This window comes from Nitratireductor pacificus pht-3B (genome assembly GCF_000300335.1).
Taxonomy (GTDB): domain Bacteria; phylum Pseudomonadota; class Alphaproteobacteria; order Rhizobiales; family Rhizobiaceae; genus Nitratireductor; species Nitratireductor pacificus.
Map to the genome: position 1 here is coordinate 1 of NZ_AMRM01000027.1, position 25,777 is coordinate 25,777.

29 protein-coding genes are annotated in these 25,777 nt (G+C 66.9%); 15 read left to right on the top strand and 14 right to left on the bottom strand.

All coding sequences use genetic code 11. The features are described from left to right. The 3 genes from NA2_RS18925 to NA2_RS18935 form a co-directional block, all read right to left on the bottom strand. The coding region (locus NA2_RS18925; protein ID WP_008598799.1) for a BatA domain-containing protein at positions 1-1,962 on the bottom strand (1,962 nt) is incomplete at its 3' end. After that, a complete protein-coding gene (locus NA2_RS18930; protein WP_008598800.1) occupies positions 1,959-2,876 on the bottom strand; it encodes a DUF58 domain-containing protein in 918 nt (305 codons plus the stop codon). The genes NA2_RS18930 and NA2_RS18925, both read right to left, overlap by 4 nt. Before the next feature lie 28 nt (positions 2,877-2,904). Then, positions 2,905-3,927 carry an AAA family ATPase gene (locus tag NA2_RS18935; protein WP_008598801.1) on the bottom strand — a complete coding sequence of 341 codons (1,023 nt, stop codon included), beginning with the start codon at positions 3,925-3,927 and terminating at the stop codon, positions 2,905-2,907. A 138-nt stretch (positions 3,928-4,065) separates the two neighbouring features. On the opposite strand from NA2_RS18935, the gene NA2_RS18940 reads away from it, so the two are divergent. The 3 genes from NA2_RS18940 to NA2_RS18950 are packed head-to-tail and all read left to right on the top strand — an operon-like array spanning position 4,066 to position 6,598. Next, positions 4,066-4,695, top strand: a complete 630-nt coding sequence (locus NA2_RS18940; protein WP_040678639.1) for a DUF1285 domain-containing protein — start codon at positions 4,066-4,068, stop codon at positions 4,693-4,695. Then, positions 4,692-5,330 (top strand): CoA pyrophosphatase, encoded by a 639-nt coding sequence (locus NA2_RS18945; RefSeq protein ID WP_008598803.1) that lies wholly within the window; start codon positions 4,692-4,694, stop codon positions 5,328-5,330. Before NA2_RS18940 ends, NA2_RS18945 begins: the two co-directional genes overlap by 4 nt. Beyond that, entirely contained in the window at positions 5,330-6,598 is a 1,269-nt protein-coding gene (locus NA2_RS18950; protein WP_008598805.1) for a CCA tRNA nucleotidyltransferase, read from the top strand. The genes NA2_RS18945 and NA2_RS18950 overlap by 1 nt, the downstream gene beginning before the upstream one ends. A gap of 273 nt (positions 6,599-6,871) precedes the next feature. On the opposite strand, the gene NA2_RS18955 is transcribed toward NA2_RS18950, so the two are convergent. The 6 genes from NA2_RS18955 to NA2_RS22195 form a co-directional block, all read right to left on the bottom strand. Further along, entirely contained in the window at positions 6,872-7,057 is a 186-nt protein-coding gene (locus NA2_RS18955) for a DUF1059 domain-containing protein (protein ID WP_008598808.1), read from the bottom strand. 161 nt (positions 7,058-7,218) lie between these two features. Continuing rightward, a complete protein-coding gene (locus tag NA2_RS18960) occupies positions 7,219-8,109 on the bottom strand; it encodes a LysR substrate-binding domain-containing protein (protein WP_008598809.1) in 891 nt (296 codons plus the stop codon). Between the two features lie 313 nt (positions 8,110-8,422). Continuing rightward, positions 8,423-10,309 (bottom strand): ABC transporter ATP-binding protein, encoded by a 1,887-nt coding sequence (locus tag NA2_RS18970; protein WP_008598811.1) that lies wholly within the window; start codon positions 10,307-10,309, stop codon positions 8,423-8,425. Beyond that, complete coding sequence (locus tag NA2_RS18975; protein WP_008598812.1) at positions 10,306-12,153, bottom strand: ABC transporter ATP-binding protein; 1,848 nt, start codon at positions 12,151-12,153, stop codon at positions 10,306-10,308. The genes NA2_RS18970 and NA2_RS18975 overlap by 4 nt, the downstream gene beginning before the upstream one ends. Before the next feature lie 184 nt (positions 12,154-12,337). Beyond that, positions 12,338-12,631, bottom strand: a complete 294-nt coding sequence (locus tag NA2_RS22190) for a hypothetical protein (RefSeq protein ID WP_192814193.1) — start codon at positions 12,629-12,631, stop codon at positions 12,338-12,340. 303 nt (positions 12,632-12,934) lie between these two features. Beyond that, on the bottom strand, positions 12,935-13,189 hold the full coding sequence (locus tag NA2_RS22195) for a hypothetical protein (RefSeq protein WP_008598814.1): 255 nt from the start codon (positions 13,187-13,189) through the stop codon (positions 12,935-12,937). A gap of 309 nt (positions 13,190-13,498) precedes the next feature. Here NA2_RS22195 and NA2_RS18985 point away from each other — a divergent pair, with 309 nt between their 5' ends. Next, the gene (locus NA2_RS18985; RefSeq protein ID WP_008598815.1) at positions 13,499-13,945 is read left to right on the top strand and encodes a tRNA (cytidine(34)-2'-O)-methyltransferase; all 447 of its coding nucleotides are present in this window, start codon (positions 13,499-13,501) and stop codon (positions 13,943-13,945) included. A gap of 84 nt (positions 13,946-14,029) precedes the next feature. Here NA2_RS18985 and NA2_RS18990 read toward each other — a convergent pair whose 3' ends face one another. After that, on the bottom strand, positions 14,030-14,287 hold the full coding sequence (locus NA2_RS18990) for a hypothetical protein (RefSeq protein ID WP_040678623.1): 258 nt from the start codon (positions 14,285-14,287) through the stop codon (positions 14,030-14,032). 120 nt (positions 14,288-14,407) lie between these two features. Between NA2_RS18990 and hemF the strand changes: the two genes are divergently transcribed. Both hemF and NA2_RS19000 read left to right on the top strand, forming a co-directional pair. Beyond that, on the top strand, positions 14,408-15,322 hold the full coding sequence (gene hemF / locus NA2_RS18995) for an oxygen-dependent coproporphyrinogen oxidase (RefSeq protein ID WP_008598817.1): 915 nt from the start codon (positions 14,408-14,410) through the stop codon (positions 15,320-15,322). Positions 15,323-15,468: 146 nt separating this feature from the next. Continuing rightward, positions 15,469-16,365 carry an EamA family transporter gene (locus NA2_RS19000; RefSeq protein WP_008598818.1) on the top strand — a complete coding sequence of 299 codons (897 nt, stop codon included), beginning with the start codon at positions 15,469-15,471 and terminating at the stop codon, positions 16,363-16,365. A 22-nt stretch (positions 16,366-16,387) separates the two neighbouring features. Here NA2_RS19000 and NA2_RS19005 read toward each other — a convergent pair whose 3' ends face one another. Next, on the bottom strand, positions 16,388-17,020 hold the full coding sequence (locus NA2_RS19005) for a LysE family translocator (RefSeq protein ID WP_040678649.1): 633 nt from the start codon (positions 17,018-17,020) through the stop codon (positions 16,388-16,390). Between the two features lie 96 nt (positions 17,021-17,116). Between NA2_RS19005 and NA2_RS19010 the strand changes: the two genes are divergently transcribed. From NA2_RS19010 to NA2_RS22055, 7 genes are all read left to right on the top strand, one after another. Continuing rightward, positions 17,117-17,434, top strand: a complete 318-nt coding sequence (locus NA2_RS19010; RefSeq protein WP_008598820.1) for a DUF6665 family protein — start codon at positions 17,117-17,119, stop codon at positions 17,432-17,434. A 118-nt stretch (positions 17,435-17,552) separates the two neighbouring features. Next, positions 17,553-18,314: a class I SAM-dependent methyltransferase gene (locus NA2_RS19015; RefSeq protein WP_008598822.1), complete on the top strand. Its 762-nt coding sequence runs from the start codon at positions 17,553-17,555 to the stop codon at positions 18,312-18,314. 289 nt (positions 18,315-18,603) lie between these two features. Continuing rightward, positions 18,604-19,167, top strand: a complete 564-nt coding sequence (gene petA, locus NA2_RS19020) for a ubiquinol-cytochrome c reductase iron-sulfur subunit (RefSeq protein ID WP_008598824.1) — start codon at positions 18,604-18,606, stop codon at positions 19,165-19,167. A 23-nt stretch (positions 19,168-19,190) separates the two neighbouring features. Continuing rightward, positions 19,191-20,474 (top strand): cytochrome b, encoded by a 1,284-nt coding sequence (locus NA2_RS19025; RefSeq protein WP_008598825.1) that lies wholly within the window; start codon positions 19,191-19,193, stop codon positions 20,472-20,474. Positions 20,475-20,503: 29 nt separating this feature from the next. Continuing rightward, positions 20,504-21,328 carry a cytochrome c1 gene (locus NA2_RS19030; protein WP_008598826.1) on the top strand — a complete coding sequence of 275 codons (825 nt, stop codon included), beginning with the start codon at positions 20,504-20,506 and terminating at the stop codon, positions 21,326-21,328. A gap of 111 nt (positions 21,329-21,439) precedes the next feature. Continuing rightward, positions 21,440-21,991: an adenine phosphoribosyltransferase gene (locus NA2_RS19035; protein ID WP_008598827.1), complete on the top strand. Its 552-nt coding sequence runs from the start codon at positions 21,440-21,442 to the stop codon at positions 21,989-21,991. A gap of 99 nt (positions 21,992-22,090) precedes the next feature. Then, the gene (locus NA2_RS22055) at positions 22,091-22,237 is read left to right on the top strand and encodes a hypothetical protein (RefSeq protein WP_157188320.1); all 147 of its coding nucleotides are present in this window, start codon (positions 22,091-22,093) and stop codon (positions 22,235-22,237) included. On the opposite strand, the gene NA2_RS19040 is transcribed toward NA2_RS22055, so the two are convergent. The 3 genes from NA2_RS19040 to corA all read right to left on the bottom strand — a co-directional run bounded on the left by NA2_RS19040 (position 22,238) and on the right by corA (position 24,264). Then, entirely contained in the window at positions 22,238-22,705 is a 468-nt protein-coding gene (locus NA2_RS19040; protein ID WP_008598828.1) for a MaoC family dehydratase, read from the bottom strand. It lies immediately after the preceding gene. Next, entirely contained in the window at positions 22,702-23,220 is a 519-nt protein-coding gene (locus tag NA2_RS19045) for a MaoC family dehydratase (RefSeq protein WP_008598829.1), read from the bottom strand. Before NA2_RS19045 ends, NA2_RS19040 begins: the two co-directional genes overlap by 4 nt. A 75-nt stretch (positions 23,221-23,295) precedes the next feature. Next, positions 23,296-24,264 (bottom strand): magnesium/cobalt transporter CorA, encoded by a 969-nt coding sequence (gene corA, locus NA2_RS19050; protein ID WP_008598830.1) that lies wholly within the window; start codon positions 24,262-24,264, stop codon positions 23,296-23,298. 250 nt (positions 24,265-24,514) lie between these two features. On the opposite strand from corA, the gene NA2_RS19055 reads away from it, so the two are divergent. After that, on the top strand, positions 24,515-25,045 hold the full coding sequence (locus NA2_RS19055) for a PadR family transcriptional regulator (RefSeq protein WP_008598831.1): 531 nt from the start codon (positions 24,515-24,517) through the stop codon (positions 25,043-25,045). Then, complete coding sequence (locus NA2_RS19060) at positions 25,039-25,710, top strand: GyrI-like domain-containing protein (RefSeq protein ID WP_008598833.1); 672 nt, start codon at positions 25,039-25,041, stop codon at positions 25,708-25,710. Before NA2_RS19055 ends, NA2_RS19060 begins: the two co-directional genes overlap by 7 nt. Positions 25,711-25,777 lie beyond the last annotated feature (67 nt).

The window sequence follows — 25,777 nt, forward strand, 5'->3', positions numbered from 1 at the left end:
CGGGCGGCGGCGCAGGCGTCCGCCGAGCCACAGCACCGCCAGCGTGTCGAGCGCGAGCAGGGCAAGTGCGGCGGCGAAGAGCGGTCCCTTCAGCGGCTGTTGCTCGTCAAAGCCGTAGCGCAGCGCGGTCAGCGGGGCAGGGGCTTCGGGGCGGGCGAGCGGGGTGAGTTCGGCATCGGGCGGCAAGAGATTATGCGCCACCACGCCTTCCTCGCTGCCATAGAGGCCGGGCGGGTTCTTCAGCGTCACCGCGCCGCCGCCGGCCAGCGGCTCAGCCTCGGGGGAGGGGGGCACCAGCAGGCCGTCCGCCGAGACCATGCGGTAGGGCGCCAGCGCCTTGCCGCCCTCCGCGTTCGCCTCGCCCAGCGCGCCCTGATTGCGCGAGAGCTGCACGACCCGGCGCAGCATCTCGACGAAGCTGCCGGAGATCGGCAGGTTCGACCAGGTTGCTTCTGGCGTGACATGGAACAGGACGATCTGGCCCTCGCCGCGCTTGACGCCGGTGACCAGCGGCGTGCCGTCGGCCAGGTTCGCCCAGCTCCGCTCGACGATGTCGGGCGAGGGTTCGGCCAGCACCTGCCGGTTCACCACCACGTCGCGCGGCGGCGCGAGGTCTGAGAAGGGGCCGCTGGCGGGGAACTCGGCCACCGGCTGCGGCTCCGTCCAGGACAGCGCGCCGCCTAGCGAGCGCTCGCCGAGCCTCAGCCGCACCGGCAGGAGATCCTCGTCATTGTCCGCCGCCGCCAGGCGCGGGCCGGCAAAGCGCAGCAGCGTGCCGCCGCCGTCGACCCAGTCGATCACCGCGCGGCGCGCCGCCTCGGGCAGGGTGCCGACATCGGCCATGACGATGACGGCGGGCTTCTGTTCGAGCAGTTCGGGGATCGCCTCGGTCAGTTCCGCGCTCGACGGCTCCACCAGGTCGGCGAAGGGCGAAAGCGCCCGCTCGATGTAGTAGAGCGGCGAGAGCAGCGGCTGCGCCTGGTCGGCCTCGCTCTGCGACAGGAGGCCGATGCGCCGGCGCCTGGTGTTCTCGTCGAGCACGCGCAGGCCGGCGGCCTGGTTCTCGCCCTCGATGCCGACCGAAACGAAATCGTTGCGCAGTTCGAACGGCACCGGCATCCGGCCGGTCGTCTTGGTGGCACCCGCCGTGAAGGTGAGCACCGCCTCGGCCAGCCGCCGGCCCTTGTCGTCGCTCGCATAGGCCACCACCTGGCGCGGCGCGGCGTCGCCGCCGGCCCGCGTCGCGGTCACCTCGAAGGCTTCCGCCGTGTTCTGCGCGTCGGTTGCGGCCGTCAGCGTCAGGCGCTCGGGCGCCGCCCACAGGATCTGGCCCGGACCGCCGGCGAAGAGCTGGCGGAAGGCGGCCTCGTCGCCGGTCGCGGCCAGCCCGTCCGAAAGGACGGCGACCGCCGCGCCGGGCATATCCTCCAGCGCCGCCGCGACGCGGCCGTAGATCGCCGGGCGGTTGACCGGCACGGGGCGCGGGCGCGCGGCGTTCAGGCGCTCCAGCGCCGTGTCAGCGTCGAACGGGCCGATTTCCTGGTTCTGCTCCTCCGCCGTCAGCGCCAGCACCACCGGCTGGCCTTCGGAGCGCGCGTCGCCGATCAGCCGCGCGGCGGTGGCGACGCGCTCGTCCCAGTCGGGCGCGCCCGCCCAACCATTGTCCATCACGACGGCCAGCGCGGCATTGCCGCCGGCGGCCTTCTCGCGCGGGTTCAGCACCGGCTCGGCGAGCGCCAGGATCACCAGCGCCGCCAGCAGGAGGCGCAGCAGCGTCAGCCACCAGGGGCTCTTGTGCGGCGTCTCCTCGCGCTTCACGACCCGGGCGAGGATCTTCAGCGGCGGAAAGGTCTCCGTCTGCGGGCGCGGCGGGGTCAGCCGCAGCAGCCACCAGATCACCGGCAGGGCGATCAGGCCCCAGAGCAGGAACGGTTGGGCAAAGGAGAGGGAGAGCCAGTTCACAGGCTGCCCTCCATGGCGTAGCCGGCTTCGGCGCTCATCGCCAGATGCACGGCGACCAGCGCCTGCGCGGCCGGCCGGTCGGTGTGGTGCACCGTGTAGCTCCAGCCCAGCCTCTTGCACCAGGCGGAAAGTTCCTCGCGGCGGGCGATGTAGAGCCGCCGGTAATCGTCAGCCAGCGTCTCGGCGCGGCCGGCGGTCAGCTTGTCGCCCGTCTCCGGGTCGGAGAACTCGGTGCGGCCGGTATAGGGGAAGGCCTCCTCCGCCGGGTCGGCGATCTCGATCAGATGCGCGCGTGCGCCATGCCGCGCCAGCTGGTCGAGCCAGGCGATGGTCTCCTCCACAGGGTCGAGGAAGTCACTCGCCAGCACCACGTCGGAGAAGCGCCGGATCGGCATCAGGTCGGGCCTGGCGGGCAGGGCGGGCGCATGCAGAAGCTGTGCTGCCAGCCGCTCGGCGCCGTTGCGGGCGGAGAAGGGGTCGGTTACGCCGGGCCAGGCGATGCGCTCGCCGCTGCGCGACAGAAGCTCGGCCAGCGCCAGCGTCAGCACCAGCGCACGGGCCTCCTTCGAGGTTGGGGCGAGTTGCGACTTGTAGAGCATGGAGGGCGAGGGATCGGACCACAGCCAGACGGTGTGGGCGGCCTCCCATTCGCGGTCGCGGACATAGAGATGCTCGTCGCGCGCCGAACGCCGCCAGTCGATCCGCGAAACGGCCTCGCCGTCCACATAGGGCCGGAACTGCCAGAAATTCTCGCCGATGCCGCGCTTGCGGCGGCCGTGCCAGCCGGCGATGACGTTGTTGGCCACGCGGCTTGCCTCGACCAGAAGGTCGGGCAGGAGGGCCGCACGCGCCCGCGCGCGGACCAGCACGTCGCCCGAGGCGGCAGGGGCGGGGACCTCGCCGATCCTGGCCATCAGCAATCCGTCCGGCCGCGCCCGTCCATCAGTCGAGCGCCTTGACCAGGCGGCGGATGACGTCGCGCACGCTCATGCCTTCGGCGCGCGCGGCGAAGGTCAGCGCCATGCGGTGCTGCAGGACCGGTTCGGCCAGCGCGCGGATGTCGTCGACCGACGGGGCGAGCCTGCCGTCGTAGAGGGCGCGGGCGCGGGCGCAGAGCGTCAGCGCCTGGCTGGCGCGGGGCCCGGGACCCCAGGCGACATGCCGGTCGGTGTCCGGGTTGCCGACGCCGGGCCGCGCCATGCGCACGAGCTGCAGGATCGCCTCGACGACGCTTTCGGGCACCGGCATGCGGCGGATCAGCATCTGGATTTCCTTCAGCCGCTCCGCCGTCAGCACGTCGCGCGCCTCGGCCTCGTCGATGCCTGTCGTCTCCAGCAGGATGCGGCGCTCCGCCTCGAGCTCGGGATAGAGGATGTCGACCTGCATCAGAAAGCGGTCGAGCTGCGCCTCGGGCAGGGGGTAGGTGCCTTCCTGCTCCAGCGGGTTCTGCGTCGCCAGCACATGGAAGGGCGAGGGCAGGTCGTGGCGGTGGCCGGCCACCGTGACGTGGTATTCCTGCATCGACTGGAGCAGCGCCGACTGGGTGCGCGGGCTGGCGCGGTTGATCTCGTCGGCCATCAGGAGCTGCGAGAAGACCGGGCCGGGCAGGAAGCGGAACGAGCGCTTGCCCTTCGCGTCCTGCTCCATCACCTCGGAGCCGAGGATGTCGGACGGCATGAGGTCGGGGGTGAACTGGATGCGGCGGGCGTCGAGGCCGAGCACCACGCCCAGCGTCTCCACCAGCTTGGTCTTGGCGAGGCCCGGAACGCCGACCAAGAGCGCGTGGCCGCCGGCCAGGATGGCGATCAGCGCGCGCTCGACCACGGCTTCCTGGCCGAAGATGACGCGCCCGACGCCCTCGCGCACGCTGGCGATGTCGGAGAGCGCGCGTTCGGCCTCGGCGATCATCTCCTTGTCGCTCATGGCCTTCTGGCCGGGCAGTCTGTCCTTGGAAACGATGCTCATGCCGTCTCGATCCTCGCTTGCGGTCGGGACGGACCCTGGCGGCACGTGTATGAAACGAATCGCACCGTCACGTCCCTGATCGAATTTAAAACACTGAACAAGGCTGACAAGCGAAACAACAGTGACTATTTCGTGACCATGAGCCAGGAAAACACTTCACGGGCCGAAACGCTCTCCGGGGCCGGCGACGCGGCGGGCCTCGAGGCGTTGATCGCAAGGGCCGCGCGCTCTGGCAAGGGCGCACCGCCGGTCGAGCGCTGGAACCCGCCCTTTTGCGGCGATCTGGACATGGAGATCAGGGCGGACGGCACCTGGTTCTATCTCGGCACGCCGATCGGCCGGCCGGCGCTGGTGCGGCTGTTCTCCTCCGTTCTACGGAAAGACGAGGACGGAAAGACCTATCTGGTCACGCCGGTGGAGAAAGTGGGCATCCGCGTGGAGGACGCGCCTTTCCTCGCCGTCGAGATGGCGCTGACGGGTTCGGGCACTGAGCGGGCGCTGACTTTCCGCACCAATGTCGGCGACGTGGTGGAGGCCGGGCCGGACCATCCCCTGCGCTTCGTGGTCGATGCACGGACCGGCGGCCTGAAACCCTATCTCCACGTGCGCGGCCGGCTGGAAGCGCTGGTGGCGCGCCCGGTCATGTACGATCTGGTCGAGGCGGGCGAGGAGGCGGAGATCGACGGCCGCACCATGTTCGTCCTGCGCTCGCGCGGCGCGGTGTTCCCGGTCATGCCGGCCGACGAGCTGCAAAGGCTGTCGCAATGATCGTCGGCACCGCAGCGCCCAAGCTGTTTTCGGCGGAGGAATTCCGCCGCCGCGCCGCCCGCCAGAGCGGGCCGCACGGGCCGGAGGACTATGGCGATCACGGGCTGAACCCGGACATGAAGAGCCTGATCATGCGGCCCGGCCTGCGCGATGCCGCCGTGCTGATCCCGGTGGTCGATCACGCCGATGGCGCTTCGGTGATCCTCACCCAGCGGGCCGCCGCGCTGCGCAACCATTCGGGGCAGGTCGCCTTTCCGGGCGGCCGCATCGACCCGGAGGACGCCTCGCCCGAGGCGGCGGCGCTGCGCGAGGCGGACGAGGAGATCGGCCTTGCGCCGGGCATCGTCGACGTGGTCGGCCGCATGCCCGACTATTCCACCGGCAGCGGCTACCGCATCGCGCCGGTGCTGGCGATCGTCCGCCCCGGCTTCGCCCTGACGATCAATCCCGACGAGGTGGACGCCGCCTTCGAGGTGCCGCTTTCCTTCCTCATGGATCCCGCCAATCACCGGCGCGAGAGCCGCATCTGGAACGACCGCGAGCGCTATTACTACACCATGCCGTTCGGCGATCGCTTCATCTGGGGCGTCACGGCGGGCATCATCCGCACGCTTTACGAAAGACTTTATGCTTGATGGACAAGCGCTTGATTTCGGATTCACAATGGCTGTCGAACGAGAGCCTGCAGAAACTGCTGGCGGTCCTGTCGGCGGATGGCGAGCAGGCGCGCGTCGTCGGCGGCGCCGTGCGCAACACGCTGCTCGGCCAGGCCGTCAGCGACATCGACATCGCCACCACCACCCTGCCGCAGGAGACCGTGCGGCGCGCCCGCCGGGCGGGCTTCCGCACCGCGCCCACCGGCATCGACCACGGCACGGTCACGGTCATCGCCGACGACCGCGCCTATGAGGTGACGACGCTGCGCTCTGACATCGAGACCGATGGCCGCCGCGCCAGCGTCACCTTCGGCCGCGACTGGCAGCGCGATGCCGAGCGGCGCGACTTCACCATCAACGCGCTCTATGCGGAGGCGGATGGCGCGGTGGTCGATCTGGTCGGCGGCATCGCCGACCTGGAGAGCCGCACGCTGCGGTTCATCGGCGATCCGGACCTGCGCATCCGCGAGGATTATCTGCGCATCTTGCGCTTCTTCCGCTTCTTCGCCTGGTACGGCGCCGGCCGACCCGACGCCGAGGGCCTGAAGGCCTGCGCGCGACTGAAGGACGGGCTCGGGCAATTGTCCGCCGAACGCGTCTGGGCGGAATTGAAGAAGCTGCTCGCCGCCACCGATCCCTCGCGCGCGCTCCTGTGGATGCGCCAGACGGGCGTCCTGACAAGGATCGTTCCGGAATCGGAGAAATGGGGCATCGACCTGATCGGCCCGCTGATGGAAACCGAACGGGCGCTCGGCTGGACGCCCGATCCGCTCGTGCGGCTGGCGGCGATGATCCCGCCGCAGCAGGAGCGGATCGACACGCTGGCGGAACGGCTGAAGCTTTCGCGTGCCGAGCGGGCCTCGCTGGAGGGCTGGGCGGAGGCGAATCTTCCGCCCGCGTCGCTCGACGAGGCGCGATTCAGGAAACTCGCCTATCGTGCTGACACGAAAGGCCTTTCGCTCCGGCTGAAGCTGGCGCTCGCTGGCGCCCGGGGGCGGGCGGTCGAGGACGACAAGGCGCTCGCCGAGGCGGCGGGATTTGCCCGTCTCCTCAAGCTGCTCGACGGGTGGAAGCGCCCCTCCTTTCCGCTCAACGGCAACGATCTGGCTGGCCTTGGCCTGAAACCGGGCAAGGACCTTGGCGCGCTGCTGGCGACGCTCGAGGACGCTTGGATCGAATCTGGTTTTACACTGAACCACGACGCGCTTTTGCAGCGCGCGCGAGCAAGGCTCGAGAGCGGGCGTTAGATCATTCCGGGTGGTGCTTGCCCCTCACCCTTACCCTCTCCCCGCAAGCAGGGAGAGGGGGGACATAGGCGTTGCGTCAATCTGCAGAGGGTGTTGCGATCATCCGCCTTCTCCCCGCGAGCGGGGAGAAGGGTGCGCAGCACGCAGGGGGATGAGGGGCGGGCGCTTCCGCTTCTTGGAAATGTTCCAAGCTTTTGCGCGATTACAGAAGCTTGTCGAACCACGCACCACGCACCAAGCACCCAAAAAGCTGCAAAGGCGCTGCAACCGCTCCTATGCGGCGTTCTTGGCCTGGGTGACGCGCGAGCGGATGGCTTCGACCATGCTTTCCCGGATGACGCTCTCGCCATGGGTTTCGCGCATGTGCTCGGCGGCGCGGCGGATTACCTCCGCCTCTTCGTCATGGCGGGTGTGCCAATTGCAGCCGGGAACGAGCGAACCGCAATGAAACTCCTTCATGGGACTGTCCTCCTGTTCGCAGTTGAAACGGGCTTAGAGCATCCGGCCGGAAAGTGGAATCCGATTTTTGGCTCTTCCGATGCTCCCTACGATCCGCACTATAACACGAAACGGGGCGAGAGGTTGCCCGTGCGGGGAAATGTGATCGCGCCGGACGATCCTCAGCCCCTGACGGTCGCCTCGATCTCGCTGCGCAGCCACGCCTTGAAGGCCCGCACCTTGGTGGGTTCGGGGCGCGTCGCCGAGGTGATCAGCCAGTAGCTGTAGCGCGTCGTAGCGCGCTCCCTGAAGGGGGCGACCAGCCGACCGGCCGCCAGCGCGTCATGGGCGAGCGTGTGCCAGGCGAGCATCACCCCCTGTCCGGCGATCGCCGCGTCGAGGCACAGCGCCGCGTCGGTGAAGGTGTCGCCTTCGGCGAGATGCGCCTGATCGAGGCCGAACTGCTTCAGCCATATGTTCCACTCGATGTTGGAGTTGGCGTCGCGGATGATCGGCGCGGCCATGATGTCCGCCGGCGATGCCAGCGTTTCCGCCAGCGCGGGCGCGCAGACCGGGAACACTTCCTGCGCCAGAAGATGCTCGGCCTTCACCTCCGGCCAGTTTCCCTCGCCGACACGGATCGCCAGATCGATGTCGGAGCTGTCGGGATTGACGAGGCCGATGGAGGCGTCGAGGCGCAGCTTCGTGTCCGGATGCGCGCGGGCGTAGCGGGCGAGCCGCGGCACCAGCCATTTCGAGGCGAAGACCGGCGCGACGGAGATCGTCAGCACCGCATCGCTGTCGTGCCGCGTCATGGCGATGGCGGTGTCGAGCGTCTGGAAGCCGGTGGTCAGCCGGTCGAGGAATTGCCGCCCGAGCGGCGTGGGACGGATGCCGCGTCCGGTGCGCTCGAAGATCGCGGCGCCGAGCTGCGACTCGCTCTTGATCACCTGCTGGCTGACCGCTCCGATCGAGACACCCAGTTCCTCGGCGGCGGCGCGCAGCGAGCCGAGCCGCCCCACGGTTTCCAGGGCGCGCAGGCCGTTCAGATGGACGCGCTGCAGGTTTTTCATATAGTTTTTCTATAGAAAATCTCAGGCAATCTCCATTGAAAATCGCTCTAGTTAGGAAGATTGTGCCGCTCATTCCACTGTCGCATGAAAGGAGCAGAGATCATGTTGCAGATTTTCTGGAAGATGGTTCGATCCTTCAGGGACAGCTATCGGCAGGCGGTCGCGCAGAATGACGAGGAGCGCTGGCGGCAGGATCCGCTGTCGCATCCGGCCCTTGCGGCCATGTCGCTGCGCGAACTCGCGGACCTGCCGATGCGCCATCCGGCCGAAACCGAAACACATGAAACGGCGCGCGTGCCCGTCAAGCGGCTGGCTACTCCGCGGCCAGCCTTCCGCCCAGGAAGCCGCCCGATTGCCGTTTCCATAGCCGCGCGTACAGGCCGCCTCCCTCCACCAGCGCTGCATGCGAGCCTTCCTCCACGATGCGGCCCCGGTCCAGCACGATGACCCGGTCGAGGGCGGCGATGGTGGACAGGCGGTGCGCCACGGCGATCACCGTCTTGCCCTCCATCATCCGTCCGAGATTCTCTTGGATGGCTGCCTCGATCTCCGAATCCAGCGCCGAGGTGGCCTCGTCGAGGATCAGGATCGGCGCGTCCTTCAGCATCATGCGGGCGATGGCGATGCGCTGGCGCTGGCCGCCAGAGAGTTTTACCCCGCGCTCGCCGACCACGGCGTCGTAGCCCGTCCGGCCCTTCGGGTCCGAGACGTTGAGGATGAAGTCGTGCGCCGAGGCGCGTTTTGCGGCGGCGACGATCTCGGCGTCGCTGGCGCCGGCGCGGCCATAGGCGATGTTGTCGCGGATCGAGCGGTGCATCAGCATCGGGTCCTGGCTGACGACGCCGAACTGCGCCCGGAGCGAGGCCTGCGTCACCCCGGTGATGTCGCGGCCGTCGAGCAGGATGCGGCCGCTCTCGGCCTCGAACAGGCGCAGCATCAGGTTGGCGATGGTCGTCTTGCCGGCGCCCGAGGGGCCGACCAGCGCGACGCGCTCGCCCGGCCTGATGTGCAGGTTGAGCCCCTCGATGATGCCCGTGTCCTTGCCGTAGTTGAAGGTGACGTCCTCGAAGCGGATGTCGCCCCTGGCGCGCGGCATCTCCGCAGCACCCGTTGCGTCGCGGATCGTCGGCTCGACGGAAACGACGGTGGTCGAATCCTGCACCGTGGCGTAGTTGCGGATCAGCCCGTTGATGTTGAACATCATCCAGCCCGACATCTGGTTGAGGCGGAAGACCAGGCCCATCGCCGCGGCGATCTCGCCGGTCGTGATGGCGCTGTCCATCCAGCGCATGATGGCGAGGATGAACACCGCCGCCATCATGAAGCCGTTGACGATGGCAACCGTCACCCGCACGCGGGTGATGGCACGCGTCAGGACGGTCACGGCGCTCAGGAAATGCGCCATGCCCTCGCGCACGTAGGAGTGCTCGCGCTGGCCGCTGTCGAACAGCTTTACCGCCAGGATGTTGGTGAAGGCATCGACCATGCGGCCGTTGAGGATCGAGCGCTGGTCGGCGGTGCGGCGGCCCGCCTTGCGCAGCGGCGGCAGCAGGTAGCGGGCGATGGCGACGTAGATGCCGACCCACAGTACCACCACCAGGCCCATCAGCGGGTCGAGGACGGTCAGGATCGAGACCGCCAGGACGACGAAGGTCAGGAAGCTCCACATGGTCTGGAGCACGTTGATGATGAAGTCGCCCGTCGCCTCGCCGCCCTGTAGGATCTTGGTGACGATGCGGCCGGCGAAGTCGTTCTGGTAGAATTCGTAGGGCTGCTCGATGACGCGGCGGAACGCCTGCCAGCGCACCCGCTGGTAGAAGGCGGGAACGATGACCTGCTCCTCGAGCACCGTGTTGCCGATGATCACGACGGCGCGGATGACCAGTAAGAGTGCCAGGAAGCCGGCGAGCGTCATCCAGTGATTGGCGATCAGGGTCGTCGCAGATTCCTGATCGAGCACGTCGATCAGGTAGCCGAGCGCCCAGTAGAGCCCGGCGTCGACGGCGCCCATCAGGCCGCCGGCGATCAGGAGCAGGGCGAAGGGCCATTTGGCCTGGCGGGCGAAGAACAGGATGAACTCGTGCGCCTTGACCGGCAGCACGTCGCGCCGCGTGTCGCCGAAGGGGTCGATCACCCCCTCGAAGCTGCGCCACAGCGGTTCGGCGCGCGAATTGTCCTGTTGCTTCGCCCTGTCGCTCATTCCGCAGCCTCGCCGACCTCCAGATCCAGGAACCCGCCCGACTGGCGCTGCCAGAGGCTGGCGTAGAGACCGCCCCTGGCCACCAGTTCGTCATGGGTGCCTTCCTCGACCACGCGGCCCCCGTCCATCACCACCAGCCGGTCCATGGCGGCGATGGTCGAAAGCCGGTGGGCGATGGCGATCACGGTCTTGCCCTCCATCAGGCGATAGAGGTTTTCCTGGATCGCCGCCTCCACCTCCGAATCGAGCGCCGACGTGGCCTCGTCGAGAATGAGGATCGGCGCATCCTTCAGCATCACGCGGGCGATGGCAATGCGCTGGCGCTGGCCGCCGGACAATTTTACGCCGCGCTCGCCCACATGGGCGTCGAAGCCCTTCCTTTCCTTCGGGTCGGTCAGGCCGCCGATGAAGGACAGCGCCTCGGCGCGCCGCGCCGCCTCGATCATCATCTCCTCCGTCGCGTCGGGGCGGCCGTAGAGGATGTTGTCGCGCACGGAGCGGTGCAGGAGCGAGGTGTCCTGCGTCACCATGCCGATCTGTTCGCGCAGGCTGTCCTGAGTCACGGCGGCGATGTCCTGCCCGTCGATGGTGATGCGGCCGCGCTCCAGGTCGTAGAAGCGGAGCAGCAGGTTGACCAGCGTCGACTTGCCGGCGCCCGAGCGGCCGACCAGACCGACCTTCTCGCCGGGTCTGATCGTCAGCGACAGGTTCTCGATCACGCCACCCTTCTTGCCGTAGTGGAAGCCCACCGCCTCGAAGGCGATGTTGCCCTCGGGCACGGTCAGCGGCGTCGCGTCCGGCCGGTCGTCGACGACGCGCGGCAGGGAGATCGAGCTGATGCCGTCCTGCACCGTGCCGATGTTCTCGAACAGCGCGGAAAGCTCCCACATGATCCATTGCGACATGCCCCACAGGCGCAGCACCAGGCCCAGCGCCACCGCCACGGCCCCGACCGACACCGCGTCGGCGAGCCAAAGCCGGATGCCGAGCACGCCCACCAGGAACAGGCAGGTCGAGTTCAGCACGTAGAGGAAGCCGTAGAGGCTGGTGACGAGCCGCATCTGCTGGTGGACGGTGCCGAGAAAGCCGCTCATGCCCTCCTTGGCGAAGGAGGCCTCGCGGCGCGCATGCGAGAACAGCTTGACCGTCTGGATGTTGGTGTAGCTGTCGACGACGCGGCCGGTCATGATCGATCGCGCATCGGCCTGGCGCTCGGCGACCTTGCCCAGCCTCGGCACGAAATAGCGCATCAGGAGCACGTAGCAGACCAGCCAGCCGACGAGCGGCAGCGCGAGCCGCCAGTCGGCGGCGGCGACGATGAACAGCATGCCGGTGAAATAGACGATCACGTAGTTCAGCACGTCGAACAGCTTGATCACGCATTCGCGCACCGCGAGCGCCGTCTGCATCAGCTTGGTGGCGATGCGGCCGGCGAACTCGTCCTGGTAGAAGCTCATCGACTGCTTCAGCAGGTAGCGGTGTACCTGCCAGCGGATGCGCATCGGGTAGTTGCCCATCAGCGTCTGCTGCGAGAGCAACGAGTGGAACCACACCATCAGCGGCAGGCCGATCATCACCAGGAACGACATGGCCGCCAGCTTCCAGCCCTCCGTCTCCAGGAAGGTCGCGCGGTCGCTCTGCGACAGCCAGTCTACGATGTTGCCGAGGAAGGAGAACATCCACACCTCGGCGATGGCGATGCACGCCATCAGGATCGCCGCCGGGACCAGATAGGGCCACGCGCCCTTCGTATAATGCAGGCAGAAGGCCACCAGCGTCCGCGGCGGCTCCTGCGGTTCCTCGCTCGGGAAAGGGTCGAGCCTTCGTTCAAACCATTGGAACATTGTCGCGTGCGTCCTTCGTCCGCCTCCGCCGCCCGTCGCGTTTCCGCGCGACCATCGGCCGGAGGCCTGTTTCTAGAGGGCCTTTGCGGGCGCATTGCGGCCCGCAAAGGTTGTTTCAGCGCTGCCCCCGGGCAGCGTCAGGAGCGGGATCGCCGGGCCTGCGTCCGAATGGATGCAGCGCGGTCTAGCGGTGTCCCTTGCGCGGCCCGGCCGGGGTCGGGCTGTGCGAAGCCTGCCGTCCCTGGCCGTGGACTGGTCCGGGGTTGGCGGCGGATTTGAGTCCCTTGTCGCCCTTCCATATAGGAGCGGCGGCGGGCGTCTGTACGGGCTTGCCGAGGGCGGTCCTGAAGGCTCCTGACAGGGTGCTGGCGGGAGCGGGTTCCTGGTGCCGCCCGGATGCTGGCGTCGTCGCCGTCGGGGTTGCGTCGTTGTGCGGGTTTTCGGACGCCGCGCGTCCGTTGCGATTGCGAGCAGTCATGATGCGAATCCAAAAAGTGTTCCGGAAGGATGTGTCCGGCGGATTCGCTCGCGTCCTGCTTCAGCAGGCGGTGAAGAACGGGAGAACGAAAACCGCCGTCAGGCCTCGTGGCGCACTGCCGTCCAGGGACGCAGGCCGACGAGGGAGGTGTGCATTGAATGATCCATTGCCGCCTCCAGCGGTGTTGGTTGATGGGGCGGCTCTTATAGCCGCCGCGGGGATTTTTGGACAGTGGCGCGAACGCACCGCCCGACCATGGCAGGCCGGACGGACGGTGCGAAACGGGGGCCGGTTGCGGCGCGATCATCGAAACCATCCCGCCAGCCGGTCGCGCCATGATGGACGGACGGCCGGTTCTGCGCGCGTGAGATCGACGTCGGGCAGCTGCCCGCGATGGGGACGCCTGCGCGCGACGCCGTCAAGCGGCAGGCGCGCGCCGAGGGTCAGGGCCCAGGCGGCGAGCTTCCGGTCGTGCAGTGTCTGCCGGGTCGGGTCGAAGGCTGGAACGTCCGGACTCGGCGGTCGGCCTTTCGGCCGCTGGGGAAAACGGTTGTGCATCGAAACAGTCCTCGGGAAACGGAAGGCGGCTTCCGGCGGAACTCGAGACGATGCTTCAGCGTGTGTGGGAAACTGTGCTGTTCGAACCGAGACCGCCGCTAGGCGGAATGCCCGTTGGCGTGGAGCCAGGTCATATGCGTCATCATGTTCATGCCTTTCTCCTTCGGTTCGCGTTGACAGTGGGGCGCTTATACCGGCAGTTGCGGCCAGTGGCCAGAGCGGTTCACGCTTTCCGTGCATCCCGCAGGCGAGTGTGTCCCGGCAGCCACACCCAGCCACGTCGCCAGCCATGTCGAAAGACACAGCCAGATGCATATCGCCCTTTACCAGCCCGACATTCCCGGAAACACCGGCGCGATCCTGCGCCTTGCCGCGTGTCTCGGCCTCACCGTCGACATCATCGAGCCGGCCGGCTTCGACCTGTCCGACCGCAATCTGAAGCGCGCCGGCATGGACTATATCGAGCGGGCGACGCTGGTGCGTCACGCGTCCTGGGACGCGTTCGAGGCGTGGCGGCGGGGCGAGCGTCGGCGCCTGCTCCTGTTTTCGACGCGCGCCGCGACGGCCTACACGGATTTCGTCTTCAGGCCCGACGATGTTCTGCTGTTCGGTCGGGAATCGTCCGGGGTGCCGGAGGCCGTCCACGAGGCGGCCGACGCGCGGCTGCTGATCGCCATGCAGGAAGGCGCGCGCAGCCTCAATCTGGCGATGAGCGCGGCGATGGCCGCCGGCGAGGCGCTGCGGCAGACGCGATGAGCGGGCAGGGGCCAAGCGTTTCCTTCCTCCGTTGCGGAAAGGAAGGATGCATACGGCTTCAAGCTAGCTTGAGGTCAAGGGGGATCAGTCGGCGCTCGGCAGGCGGCGCATGGTGAACTCGATCATGTCGCCGGGGCGCTCGCACCAGCTCTCGATCTCGGTCCAGTAGGCCTGCTTGGGCCAGCGCTCCAGCCATTCGCGGGCCTTGGCGCGGGCCTGGGGGCGGGGCAGCGCGAAGGTCTCCCGCAAGAAACCGTCGCGCGGCATGCGGCTTGCCTTGGCGCGGTGCTTGTCGATACTGCGCTTCAGCCCTTCCAGCGGCGGTTTTGCGGGCACACGCACGAAAGAACTCCTTGACCCGTCTGCCAGGAAGCTTAGGCAACACGTTTGGAAATAGCGAGTCATTTGTAGGACCGCGTCGGGGCGCTTTGGCGGCGTCCGCCGGGTCCGGAAGGAAACGAGATGCAGAAACCGGACATCCCGGTCGGCCTGCCTGAAGGCCTGGAAGACAAGAAGACCGCCGCGAGGGCATGGTTCGAGGAATTGCGCGACCGCCTGTGCGCCGCCTTCGAGGCGATCGAGGACGAACTCACCGGCCCGCTCTCGACGCGCACGCCCGGTCGCTTCGAGCAGACGCCCTGGCAGCGCGAGGAAGGGGCGGGCGGCGGCGGCGTCATGTCGATCATGCATGGCCGCGTGTTCGAGAAGGTCGGCATCCACGTCTCCACCGTGCATGGCGAATTCTCGCCCGAGTTCCGCCAGCAGATTCCCGGCGCCGACGAAGACCCGCGCTTCTGGGCGTCCGGCATCTCGCTGATCGCCCATCCGCAGAACCCGCATGTGCCGGCCGTTCACATGAACACGCGCATGGTCGTGACCACACGGCAGTGGTTCGGCGGCGGGGCCGACCTGACGCCGGTGCTCGACCGGCGGCGCAGCCAGGAGGATGCCGACGCGCAGGCCTTCCACCAGGCGATGAAGTTCGTCTGCGACCGGCACGCGGCAATCGTCGATTACGAGAAGTACAAGGCCTGGTGCGACGAGTATTTCTTCCTGCCGCACCGCAACGAGGCGCGCGGCATCGGCGGCATCTTCTACGACTGGCTGAAGACGCCGGAGGAGAACGGCGGCTGGCAGGCCGATTTCGAGTTCACCCGCGACGTGGGCCGCGCCTTCGCCATCGTCTATCCGCATCTGGTGCGCAAGAACTTCAACACCAACTGGACGGAAGCTGACCGCGAGGAACAGCTCGTGCGCCGCGGCCGCTACGTGGAGTTCAACCTGCTCTACGACCGCGGCACGATCTTCGGGCTGAAGACGGGCGGCAATGTCGATTCCATCCTGTCCAGCCTGCCGCCCGAGGTGAAGTGGCCGTAATCCGGCACACGGTCCTTCAAGGTGCGGCGGGGCGCGGCTGCATGCTTCAGTTTCGCTGATCTCTGGGGCCTGCGCTTTTGATTTGAGAATCCCGGGCTTTCGGGGTTCCATGGCGCTGCCGTTGCGAAGGGCGGTGGAGCGGGGAAATGCCGATGCGGTTGCCGCATTTTCTCCTGGCGCTGCTGGTGGCGGTGGTCTGGGGTTTCAATTTCGTGGTCATCGAGGTCGGCCTCGGGAGCTTCCCGCCGATCCTGTTCTCGGCGCTGCGCTTCGTTGTCGCTGCGCTGCCGCTCGCCTTTCTCCTGCCGCGGCCGAAAGTGGCCTGGCGCTACGTCTTCGGGGTCGGCATCTTCCTCGGCACCATCCAGTTCACGCTGCTGTTCATGGCGATGGATGTCGGGCTGCCGGCGGGGCTTGCCTCGCTGGTCCTCCAGGTGCAGGCGTTCTTCACGATCCTGCTCGCCGCCGCCCTTCTCGGCGAGCGGCCCGGCATGCTCCAGCTTCTCGGCACGGCGGTGGCCTTCTGCGGCATCGGCCTGATCGCCCTGACGGTCGATGGACGTTTCACTGCGCTCGGTCTGGCCCTGGCCATCGGCGCCGCGCTGTCCTGGTCCGTCTCGAACCTGATCATCCGCAGGGCGGGGAAGGTCGACATGCTGCACCTGATGGTGCATGCCAGCCTCATCCCGCCGCTGCCGTTGCTTGCCCTTTCGTTCGCCGTCGAGGGCTGGGACAGGCAGTATGCGGCCTTCGTCAATCTCGACTGGCTCGGCGTCGGCGCGCTGCTCTACATCGCCTTCGGCGCGACGATCTTCGGCTTCGCCGTCTGGGGCAAGCTGATCCGCACCTATGGGGCGGGGCAGGTGGCGCCGTTCTCGCTGCTGGTGCCGATCTTCGGCATGAGTTCTTCCGCGCTGGTGCTCGGCGAGGCGTTCGGCCCGATGCGCATCGCGGCCGCCTGCCTCGTCCTGTTCGGGCTCATGCTCACCGTGATCAGGAAGAGAGCGCCGGCCGCCATCGAGGCGGCGCCGGGCGGCGTCTGATCCCGCCTGCGTGTCGCGCGTCTCAGGGCCGCATCGTCGCCAGTTTCAGCCCGAAGCCGATGAACACGGCGCCGGTCGTCGCCTTCAGCCAGCGCTGCGCGGTGGCGCGGGTGCCGAAATTCTTCAGCGTCGAGAACAGGAGCACGAGGGCCGAGAACCAGACGATGTTCAGCAGGGAGTGGATCACGACCAGCAGGAACGCCCACAGGGTCGCGTCGGCGTTGACCGGGATGAACTGCGGAAACGCCGCCAGGTAGAACATCGAGACTTTTGGGTTCAGCGCGTTGGTCAGAAAACCCTCGGCGGCCGCCTTCGCCAGCGTGCGGCGGCGCTTGGCCGGCGCCACCGGCGGGGCGATGGAGACGCCCTTCCAGGCCTGCCACAGCGCCTTGACCCCCACATAGCAGAGATAGGCGGCACCCAGCATCTTCACGATGAAGAAGGCGGTGGCCGACTGCACCAGGATGATCGAGATGCCGAGGATCGACAGCGCCCCGTGCAGGTAGAAGGCGGCGAAGAAGCCGGCGATGTTGGCGAAGCCGGCCGCCTTGCCGGAGGTCGGCACGGTCTTGGCGATCAGGACGCCGTTGGGGCCGGGCGACATAACGAGCAGCGCGGCGACGAGGGTGAAGGTTGCAAGTTCCACGAGGGTCATGGCAGCGGCGCCCGGCGGGTTGAAGAAGCGTGTCCGAAGCGGCAAGCTATGCCTGCTCGACCCTCTTGTCGAGATGTGGGATCTGGACGACACACCATGCTGAAACTGCCGAACACGATCACCGGCCTCGTCGCGCATCCGCTGAGCGGCGATGCGGTGCTGCAGCAGGAGATCGTCGCCGAGCAGGCGTCTTCGCTCGGCCATGCCGGGCGCCGCGCGGCACTGGCGCTCGAACGGTTGGCCGGCGACGACGGAACGGATGCGGAGCGCGCGCGGCGCCTGCTCCAGGCGGCGGCGGATGCGGTGCATTCCTATTTCATCCAGCGCGAGCTGTGCGGCTTTCGCGGCCATGAGGCTGTGATCCGCGATCTCGCCATCCCGGCCCGCGTGCTGGCGCGCCTCGGCGCGCGCTGAGGCAGTCCGCGCCTGGATCAACGAATTGTGCGGCTTGAAGGCCTTGCCGTTCCGCCCGTGCGCTGGCACTTGCGTCCGCATGCGCTTGGGCGCTCCCATCCGCGCGAAAGGTTGCATCATGGAAAACCGCTACGGCTCGCTTGCCGCCTGGGTCTATCATCTGGACAAGCCGATCGGCCGCTCCTTCGGCGACATCGCCTTCTACACGGAAAGGCTGTCGGGCTGCGATGGCCCCGTGCTCGAGCCGGCGGTCGGCAATGGCCGCATCTTCATCCCGCTGCTGGAAGCGGGCATCGACATGCGCGGCTTCGACGCCTCGCCGGAGATGATCGCCCATTGCCGGAAGGAATGCGCCCTTCGCGGGCTGCCCGCACCCGTCGATCTCCAGCGGTTCGAGACCTTCTCCTATGCCGAGCGCTTCGCGGCGGTGATCGTCCCGGCGGGCTCGTTCCAGCTTGTGACCGATCCGGAGACTGCATGCGCCGTGCTGCGGCGGTTCCACGAGGCGCTCCGGCCGGGAGGGCGGCTGATCGTCGATCTCGATCCCCTGTCTTCCCTGGCCGCAGCACCCGGCGCGGCGCGGCAGTGGCGCGATGGCGACGATCTCCTGACCCTGCGGGAGGATCCCGTCGCGCGCAGCTTCTCCCGGCAGACCGTCCTGTCGCAGCTGCGCTACGAGCACTGGCGCGACGGAGCGCTTGTCGCCACCGAGCTCGATCTCTTCCATCTGCGTTTCTGGGGGCTTCTCGAGTTCCGGCTGGCGTTGCGGGAGGCAGGCTTCACGGACATCGTGGTCTGCGGCGACTACCGCCCCGGCACGCCGCCCGAAGAGGACGCCGCGACCTTCACGTTCGAGGCGGTTGCCGCCGGGTCGGAATGACCGTCGGCGCCGGGGCTTGTGCGGCCCGGCCGGCCGGGCGACAATTCACGGCGACAAGCCGGCCAATAATAGGAGTTTATCACTCATCTTTGTTCGTCGCGTTTTCCCCGCGACAATCTGCCCTGTCCCGGTTCGGGCGTCTGGACAAGTGTCGGCATGGCGCATAGAAACCTTCGAAAAATGCCGGGGGCAGGGCCGGGCATTTGTTGCCATGGGCAGCGGATTCCCGGGTTTGACGTGCAATAGGGCTTCCTGACCGGCCGAACTGAGGTGAAAGGATCGCAGTCCCGTGAGCGCTACCGATTCGACCGAACATACTAGGCGTGATTTTCTCTACGTCGCGACAGGCGTTGCCGGGGCCATTGGCGCGGCCGGCGTGGCCTGGCCGTTCATCGACCAGATGCGGCCGGATGCTTCCACCCGCGCTCTTGCTTCGATCCAGGTGGATGTCTCCGGTGTCGAGCCGGGCATGTCGCTGACCGTCAAGTGGCGCGGCCGTCCGGTCTTCATCCGCAACCGCACGGATGCGGAGATCGAGGAGGCGAAGGCCGTGGCGCTCGAGGATCTCAAGGATCCGGTCGCCCGCAACGCCAACATCGCTGCCGATGCGCCGGCCACCGACCTCGACCGCTCCGCCGGCGAGGGCAAGGAGAACTGGCTGGTGATGGTCGGCGTTTGCACGCATCTCGGCTGTGTTCCGCTCGGCCAGGCCGGCGATTTCGGCGGCTGGTTCTGCCCGTGCCATGGTTCGCACTACGACACCGCCGGCCGCATCCGCAAAGGCCCGGCACCGACGAACCTCGAGGTTCCGACGTTTGAATTCGTGTCCGACACCGTCATTCAGGTCGGCTAAGGCTCGGCGAGAGGGGATTTTCTATGAGCGCTGGACATTCGACCTATACGCCCAAGACCGGCCTCGGCCGCTGGATGGATGCGCGTTTGCCGCTTCCGCGTCTGGTCTATGATTCTTTCGTGGCCTATCCGGTGCCGCGCAATCTGAACTATGCCTACACCTTCGGCGGAATCCTGTCGCTGATGCTCGTGGCGCAGATCGTGACCGGCATCGTGCTCGCCATGCATTATGCGGCAAGCACCGAGGTGGCCTTCAATTCCGTCGAGAAGATCATGCGCGACGTCAACTCCGGTTGGCTGATCCGCTATCTGCACTCGAACGGCGCGTCGATGTTCTTCATCGCCGTCTATGTCCACATCTTCCGCGGTCTCTACTACGGTTCCTACAAGGCGCCGCGCGAGATGCTGTGGATCCTCGGCTGCATCATCTATCTCCTGATGATGGCGACGGCCTTTATGGGCTATGTCCTTCCCTGGGGCCAGATGAGCTTCTGGGGCGCCACCGTCATCACCGGCTTCTTCACCGCCATCCCGCTGGTCGGCGAGTGGATCCAGCAGCTCCTGCTCGGCGGCTTCGCCGTCGACAACCCGACGCTGAACCGCTTCTTCTCGCTGCACTACCTGCTGCCGTTCATGATCGCCGGCGTCGTCGTCCTGCACGTCTGGGCGCTGCACGTCACCGGCCAGACCAACCCGACCGGCATCGAGGTGAAGCAGAAGACCGACACCGTGGCCTTCACGCCCTATGCGACCATCAAGGATGCGTTCGCCATGATCGTGTTCCTGGCCGTGTTCGCCTATTTCGTCTTCTACATCCCGAACTTCCTCGGCCACCCCGACAACTACATCGAGGCGGACGCGCTGAAGACGCCGGCCCACATCGTGCCCGAATGGTACTTCCTGCCGTTCTACGCGGTGCTGCGCGCCATCACCTTCAACATCGGCCCGATCGACTCGAAGCTCGGCGGCGTGCTGGCCATGTTCGGCGCCATCGCGGTCCTGTTCGTGGTTCCCTGGCTCGACACGTCGAAGGTCCGCTCGGCGGTCTACCGCCCGTGGTTCAAGCTGTTCTTCTGGCTGTTCGTGGTCAACGCCATCTTCCTCGGCTGGCTCGGCTCGCGCCCGGCGGAAGGCGTCTACGTGGCCATGGCCCAGGCGGCGACGCTGTACTACTTCGCCTTCTTCCTCGTCATCATGCCGGTCCTCGGCCTGATCGAGACCCCGCGCAAGCTTCCCAATTCCATCACGGAAGCGGTGCTGGAGAAGAAGTCCGCCGGTGCGCCGGCCACCGAACAGGCAAAGGGCTGAGCGAGAGAATGCGTAAAGGGATTTTCGCCATGAAGAACGTCCTCCACGGATTGGCCGCGCTCGGCCTCGGCCTGACCGTCGCCACGGCGGCCAATGCGGCGGAGTTTCCGATCAAGAAGCCGGTCGAGCAGGACTGGTCGTTCGCCGGCCCGTTCGGCACCTACGACAAGGGCCAGCTGCAGCGCGGCTTCAAGGTCTACCGCGAGGTCTGCGCCGCCTGCCATTCGCTCGACCTGGTCGCCTTCCGCAACTTCGAGGATCTCGGCTACTTGGACGCCCAGGTACGGGCGATCGCGGCCGAGTACGAGGTCGAGGACGGTCCGGACGATGCGGGCGACATGTTCATGCGCGCCGCCACGCCGTCGGACCATTTCCCGTCGCCCTTCGCCAATCCGCAGCAGGCGGCTGCTTCCAACAATGGCGCCGCCCCGCCGGACTTCTCGCTGATCGCCAAGGCGCGCGCCGTCGAGCGCGGCTTCCCGACCTTCGTGTTCGACGTGTTCACGCAGTATGCGGAAGCCGGCCCGGACTATATCTACGCGCTGCTGACCGGCTACGGCCAGGATCCGGGCGAGCATGCGGTTCCGGAAGGGACCTATTACAACCCCTATTTCCTCGGCTCCGCCTCGCTCGCCATGGCCGAGCCGATCAGCGACGGCCAGGTCACCTATGACGACGGTTCGCCGGAGACGGTCGACCAGTATGCCCGCGACATCTCCGCCTTCCTGATGTGGGCCGCCGAGCCGCATCTGGAAGCGCGTAAGTCGACCGGCTTCACGGTGATGATCTTCCTCGTCCTGTTCGCCGGGCTGGTCTATCTCACCAAGCGCAAGGTCTGGTCGGCGGTGCACTGAGCGCTGCGGCCACCAGATGAAATCCCGAAAGGGCGCCGCAAAGCGCCCTTTTCTTTTGCGCCGCGACACGGCACAACGGGGGCAACCGGGGCAGGGACAGGCGACAGGCACATGGCAGCTTCACAGACGCTTCAGGACACGCTTCTTTCGGCGATCCGCACCATTCCCGACTATCCCAAGCCGGGCATCCTGTTCCGCGACATCACCACGCTGCTCGGCGATGCCCGCGCCTTCCGCCGCGCCGTGGACGAGCTGGTGCAGCCCTATGCCGGGGCCAAGATCGACAAGATCGCCGGCATCGAGGCGCGCGGCTTCATCCTCGGCGGGGCCATCGCCCACCAGCTCTCCTCCGGCTTCATCCCGATCCGCAAGAAGGGCAAGCTGCCGCACGACACGGTGCGCGTCGCCTACAGCCTCGAATACGGCATCGACGAGATGGAGATGCATCGCGACGCGGTACAGCCGGGCGAGAAGGTCATCCTGGTCGACGATCTGATCGCCACCGGCGGCACCGCCGAAGGGGCGGTCAAGCTGCTTGGGCAGATGGGCACGGAGATCGTCGCCGCCTGCTTCGTCATCGACCTGCCGGATCTCGGCGGCCGCGCCAGGCTCGAGGCGTTGGGCGTCGATGTCCACACGCTGATCGCCTTCGAGGGCGACTGACGGTTTTTCTTTACCGAATTGTCAAACGACTGGTGGGGTGCTGAATTTCGGCGCCCTTTTTGTGCTTCATGATCGTATTGTTGATAACATGGAGCGGATATGACAGTAAAAATCATTCCGCTGATCTTGCTGGCACTTCTGTTGCCGGAACTCTTCTTCGCCAGGCTGGTTGCCATGTCGAGTGCGGGCCTGAGCTGTTTTCGCCAGAAGCACCGCCTCCAGCTCGGCCTGTCCCTGGCGTGCTGATCAGGTCCTGAGCAGCACGCCGTTCACCATGGAGAGCACCGGCTGGCCGTCCTGGTTCTCCGCCGCCGCGTGCAGCGTCACCAGGTGCCAGCCCGGCCGCGAGGCGAGCGGGCGGTGCGAGACCACCGCGCGGTAAAAGGTGATGGCGTCGCCGGCATAGACGGGCTTTGGCCATTTCAGGTCCGAGAAGCCGGGCGAGGGGCCGAATTCCGGCGCTTCTCCCGGCCCGTCCCATGGGCCGGGGCCCAAGCGGGCAAGGCCCTTGAGGTTGTACCTCATCCACATGGCGCAGGTGTGCCAGCCCGAAGCGCAGAGCGCGCCGAACACGCTCCTGCGCGCCTCTTCCTCGTCGACATGAAAGGGCTGCGGGTCGAAGGCGCGGGCGAAGGTCTTGATCTCGTCGGCGGTGAAGCGGTGCGTGCCGAGCGTGATGGTCTCGCCGAGGCGCAGGAAGGCATCGAGGCTCATGCCGCGCCTCCGGCGGTCTCGGCCGCGCCTCCGGCTGTCTCCGGCGCGGCGCGCATGCGGAACATGATCGGGTTCTCCATTTCCATCACCGTCTCGCCGCGCTGGTTCACCACCAGGTGGCGGAATGTGACCATGCCGATGCCCGGCCGCGACCGCAGCGCCCGTCGGGCGATCACGGTCGTGGTGCCCGTCAGCGTGTCGCCAGCGATCACCGGCCGCTTCCAGCGCGCGTCGTCGATGCCGGGCGAACCCTGCGAAGTGGAATCGGCGAGAAGGGCGTCGTAGAGCATGCGCATGAAGATGGCGCAGCTGTGCCAGCCGGAGGCGGCCAGCCCGCCGAGCAGGCTCTCCCTGCCCACCGCCTCGTCCAGATGCATGGGCTGCGGGTCGAATTCTCTGGCGAAGGCGATGATCTCGTCGGCACCGACGGTCTTTCGCCCCAGGGCGATGGTCGTTCCTTCCGTCAGTTCCTCGAAGGCCCATTTCTTGCGGGTGGCCGGCATGGTGTCGGTCATGATTGAATCCTGTTCAGGCTTGAACCTTATGGCCGGAAGGCGGGCGTTCCGCAAGGACAGGATCGGTCCGATGCTTTAGAGCCAGCCGCGCCGCTTGAAGTAAAGGAAGGGCAGGATAGCCGACAGCACCATGACGATGATCGCCAGCGGGTAGCCGAAGCTCCATTTCAGCTCCGGCATCAGGTCGAAGTTCATGCCGTAGATGGAGGCGACGAGCGTCGGCGGCAGGAACACCACGGCGACCACCGAGAAGATCTTGATGATGGCGCTCTGCTCGATGTTGATCATGCCGAGCGTCGCGTCGAGCAGGAAGTTGATCTTCTGCGACAGGCCGTCGGCATGGTCGGCGAGCGAGGCCACGTCGCGGGCCAGCGTCTTCAGCCGGGTGCGGGTCTCCCTGCCGCTGTTCATGGGAACGGCGCCGAGGAAGCCCGTCAGGCGCTGCAGCGTCAGAAGGCTGTCCTGCAGGTTCGAGAGGAGATGCTCCTTGCGACCGATCTTGCGCAGGATGATCTGGAAGCCGCGGTCGCGCTTCGAGGCCTTGGTCTCGGCGGGGTGGAAGATGCCCTGAGCAATCTCGCCGATCTCGCGCCCGGCGCGCTCCAGTATGTCGGCCAGCCGGTCGACGATCACCTCGAGCAGGTTGATCAGCACGGTCTCGCCGCTGGTGCAGCCGAGCGCCGCCTTCTCTGCGCGCTGCGGAAAGGTCTGGAAGGCGCGCGGCTCGTGAAAGCGCACGGTCACCAGCCGGCCATGTGCCAGGACGAAGGCGACGGGCGACATGACGGGCCGGTCGCCGTCTGCCTGGGCCGGCAGGGTGGCGGTCATGAAATGGGCGTCGTTCTCCGAATAGAGCCGGCTGGAGATCTCGATCTCCTCCATCTCCTCGCGCGTCGGAACAGCGACGCCGAGCCAGTCCCCGATCGCCTGCTTTTCCTCCGGCGTCGGAGACAGGAGATCGGCCCAGACGATCGCCCCGGCATGGGCGGCGACGTCGTCCACGGGACGCAGGCGCTCGTTCTCGACGATGTAGGCCTTGATCATGGCATTCCCTCCCGAGCATCTGGTCGTCTGGTGGCTCACCCGGCGCCCGCTAGAACGCGGAAAACAAGAAAAGAGCATCCGAAAGGGCGCAGGGGGTTCCAGCCCCGGCTTCGAAGCCGTTCACCATTCGGGCCTGATGCGGGTTGCGTCAAGCCCGGGAGCAGACGCTTTCCATGGCGCATCGGAGGTCGCTTCAAGGGATCCGATGTTTGACATCCGGGATAGTATATTCTAGCGCTAGAATATGCGTATGAACCTGACGGACGCTGAACTCCTTCTGCTCGGGCTGGTCGCCGAGATGTCCCGTCACGGGTATGAGCTTGAACAAGTCATCGAAGCGCGTGGCATGCGCGAGTGGACGCAGGTCGGCTTCTCTTCGATCTATTTCGTGCTCGGCAAGCTCGAGAAGTCGGGACTTGTGGCGGCCGAGCGGCCGGCCGGTGCCAAAGCCCGCAAGTCCTACGCGATCACCGCGGCGGGCAGTGAAGTCCTGCTCGAACAGACCGTTGCGGCCCTCGGCGCATATCGTCCCACCTATTCGTCGCTCCTGCTGGGAATGCTGCACTGGCCGGCATTGTCGCGCGATGCGGCACTGAATGCCCTCGGGACGCGCCATGCCTCGCTGGCCGCAGAACTGGAGAGGCTCGAAAGCGTGCGTAGGCAAAGGCAGCCCATGCCCGATCATGTCGAAGTCCTCTTCGACTATCTGGCGGGCCAGCTGACCGCCGAGAGCAACTGGATCGACACCACACTCGATTACATGAGGAACAAGCCATGGTAGACGAAGCATTGGTCGACTTGACGCAGGACAGGACCGTCCTGCGCACGCTCTACGCGCCATCGGCAGGCGCGTTCGCAATGGTCGACGTGCCCGGGCTCCCGTTCGCCATGCTGGATGGCGAGGGGCCTCCCTCGCAGTCCGCCATCGGCGCAGCCGTCAGAAACCTCTACACGGCCATCTACGTCATTCGCCGACAGGCGCGTGAACGCATGGGCAAGTCCTTTGTCGAGGCGCCGGTGGAGGTGCTCTACTGGGCCGAGGATATGCGCGATCTTGCAGCCGGCAACCGTGAGAACTGGCACTGGCGTGTGCAGATTACCCTGCCGGTCTGGAGCACCGCGCACAGCCTGCGGGAATCGGTTGCCGAAATGCGCGGTGAGCTCGGTGCTTCCGGTGCCGTCCGATGGGAGATCTCCGTCGAAGGCAGATGCGTCCAGTATCTGCATATCGGCCAAACGAGCGCGCTGCCCCGGATCATCGAGCGCCTCTACGGCGAACACCTGCCGAAAGAGGGGCTGGAGCCGGACGGGCCCTATCATGAGATATATCTCGATGACTGGAACCGCGTTTCGGAAAACCGGCGCAAGATCATCCTGCGGCAGCCCGTGCGCGCGATGAAGCAGGCGGAAAGCTACAGCCTTTTGCAGTCAGGTGGAATCTCCTGACGTCCGCGTAAACGCGGAAAGCAAGGAGATAGACCTTTTCGGCGCTTCCGTGAAACCTTGAACGGGT

Bases quoted from the DNA above. Each gene is read 5' to 3' on its own strand.
- NA2_RS18935 (WP_008598801.1), bottom strand. From the start codon at position 3,927: ATGAGCATCGTTTCCAAGGACAGACTGCCCGGCCAGAAGGCCATGAGC.
- NA2_RS22195 (WP_008598814.1), bottom strand. From the start codon at position 13,189: ATGCACAACCGTTTTCCCCAGCGGCCGAAAGGCCGACCGCCGAGTCCG.
- NA2_RS19055 (WP_008598831.1), top strand. From the start codon at position 24,515: ATGAACCTGACGGACGCTGAACTCCTTCTGCTCGGGCTGGTCGCCGAG.
- NA2_RS22055 (WP_157188320.1), top strand. From the start codon at position 22,091: ATGACAGTAAAAATCATTCCGCTGATCTTGCTGGCACTTCTGTTGCCG.
- hemF (WP_008598817.1), top strand. From the start codon at position 14,408: ATGCAGAAACCGGACATCCCGGTCGGCCTGCCTGAAGGCCTGGAAGAC.
- NA2_RS18985 (WP_008598815.1), top strand. From the start codon at position 13,499: ATGCATATCGCCCTTTACCAGCCCGACATTCCCGGAAACACCGGCGCG.
- NA2_RS19000 (WP_008598818.1), top strand. From the start codon at position 15,469: ATGCCGATGCGGTTGCCGCATTTTCTCCTGGCGCTGCTGGTGGCGGTG.
- NA2_RS19035 (WP_008598827.1), top strand. From the start codon at position 21,440: ATGGCAGCTTCACAGACGCTTCAGGACACGCTTCTTTCGGCGATCCGC.
- NA2_RS18950 (WP_008598805.1), top strand. From the start codon at position 5,330: ATGGACAAGCGCTTGATTTCGGATTCACAATGGCTGTCGAACGAGAGC.
- NA2_RS18975 (WP_008598812.1), bottom strand. From the start codon at position 12,153: ATGTTCCAATGGTTTGAACGAAGGCTCGACCCTTTCCCGAGCGAGGAA.
- NA2_RS19060 (WP_008598833.1), top strand. From the start codon at position 25,039: ATGGTAGACGAAGCATTGGTCGACTTGACGCAGGACAGGACCGTCCTG.
- NA2_RS19010 (WP_008598820.1), top strand. From the start codon at position 17,117: ATGCTGAAACTGCCGAACACGATCACCGGCCTCGTCGCGCATCCGCTG.
- NA2_RS19025 (WP_008598825.1), top strand. From the start codon at position 19,191: ATGAGCGCTGGACATTCGACCTATACGCCCAAGACCGGCCTCGGCCGC.
- NA2_RS18955 (WP_008598808.1), bottom strand. From the start codon at position 7,057: ATGAAGGAGTTTCATTGCGGTTCGCTCGTTCCCGGCTGCAATTGGCAC.
- corA (WP_008598830.1), bottom strand. From the start codon at position 24,264: ATGATCAAGGCCTACATCGTCGAGAACGAGCGCCTGCGTCCCGTGGAC.
- NA2_RS22190 (WP_192814193.1), bottom strand. From the start codon at position 12,631: ATGACTGCTCGCAATCGCAACGGACGCGCGGCGTCCGAAAACCCGCAC.
- NA2_RS18930 (WP_008598800.1), bottom strand. From the start codon at position 2,876: ATGGCCAGGATCGGCGAGGTCCCCGCCCCTGCCGCCTCGGGCGACGTG.
- NA2_RS19045 (WP_008598829.1), bottom strand. From the start codon at position 23,220: ATGACCGACACCATGCCGGCCACCCGCAAGAAATGGGCCTTCGAGGAA.
- NA2_RS19040 (WP_008598828.1), bottom strand. From the start codon at position 22,705: ATGAGCCTCGATGCCTTCCTGCGCCTCGGCGAGACCATCACGCTCGGC.
- NA2_RS19005 (WP_040678649.1), bottom strand. From the start codon at position 17,020: ATGACCCTCGTGGAACTTGCAACCTTCACCCTCGTCGCCGCGCTGCTC.
- NA2_RS19030 (WP_008598826.1), top strand. From the start codon at position 20,504: ATGAAGAACGTCCTCCACGGATTGGCCGCGCTCGGCCTCGGCCTGACC.
- NA2_RS18940 (WP_040678639.1), top strand. From the start codon at position 4,066: ATGAGCCAGGAAAACACTTCACGGGCCGAAACGCTCTCCGGGGCCGGC.
- NA2_RS18960 (WP_008598809.1), bottom strand. From the start codon at position 8,109: ATGAAAAACCTGCAGCGCGTCCATCTGAACGGCCTGCGCGCCCTGGAA.
- NA2_RS18970 (WP_008598811.1), bottom strand. From the start codon at position 10,309: ATGAGCGACAGGGCGAAGCAACAGGACAATTCGCGCGCCGAACCGCTG.
- NA2_RS19015 (WP_008598822.1), top strand. From the start codon at position 17,553: ATGGAAAACCGCTACGGCTCGCTTGCCGCCTGGGTCTATCATCTGGAC.
- NA2_RS18945 (WP_008598803.1), top strand. From the start codon at position 4,692: ATGATCGTCGGCACCGCAGCGCCCAAGCTGTTTTCGGCGGAGGAATTC.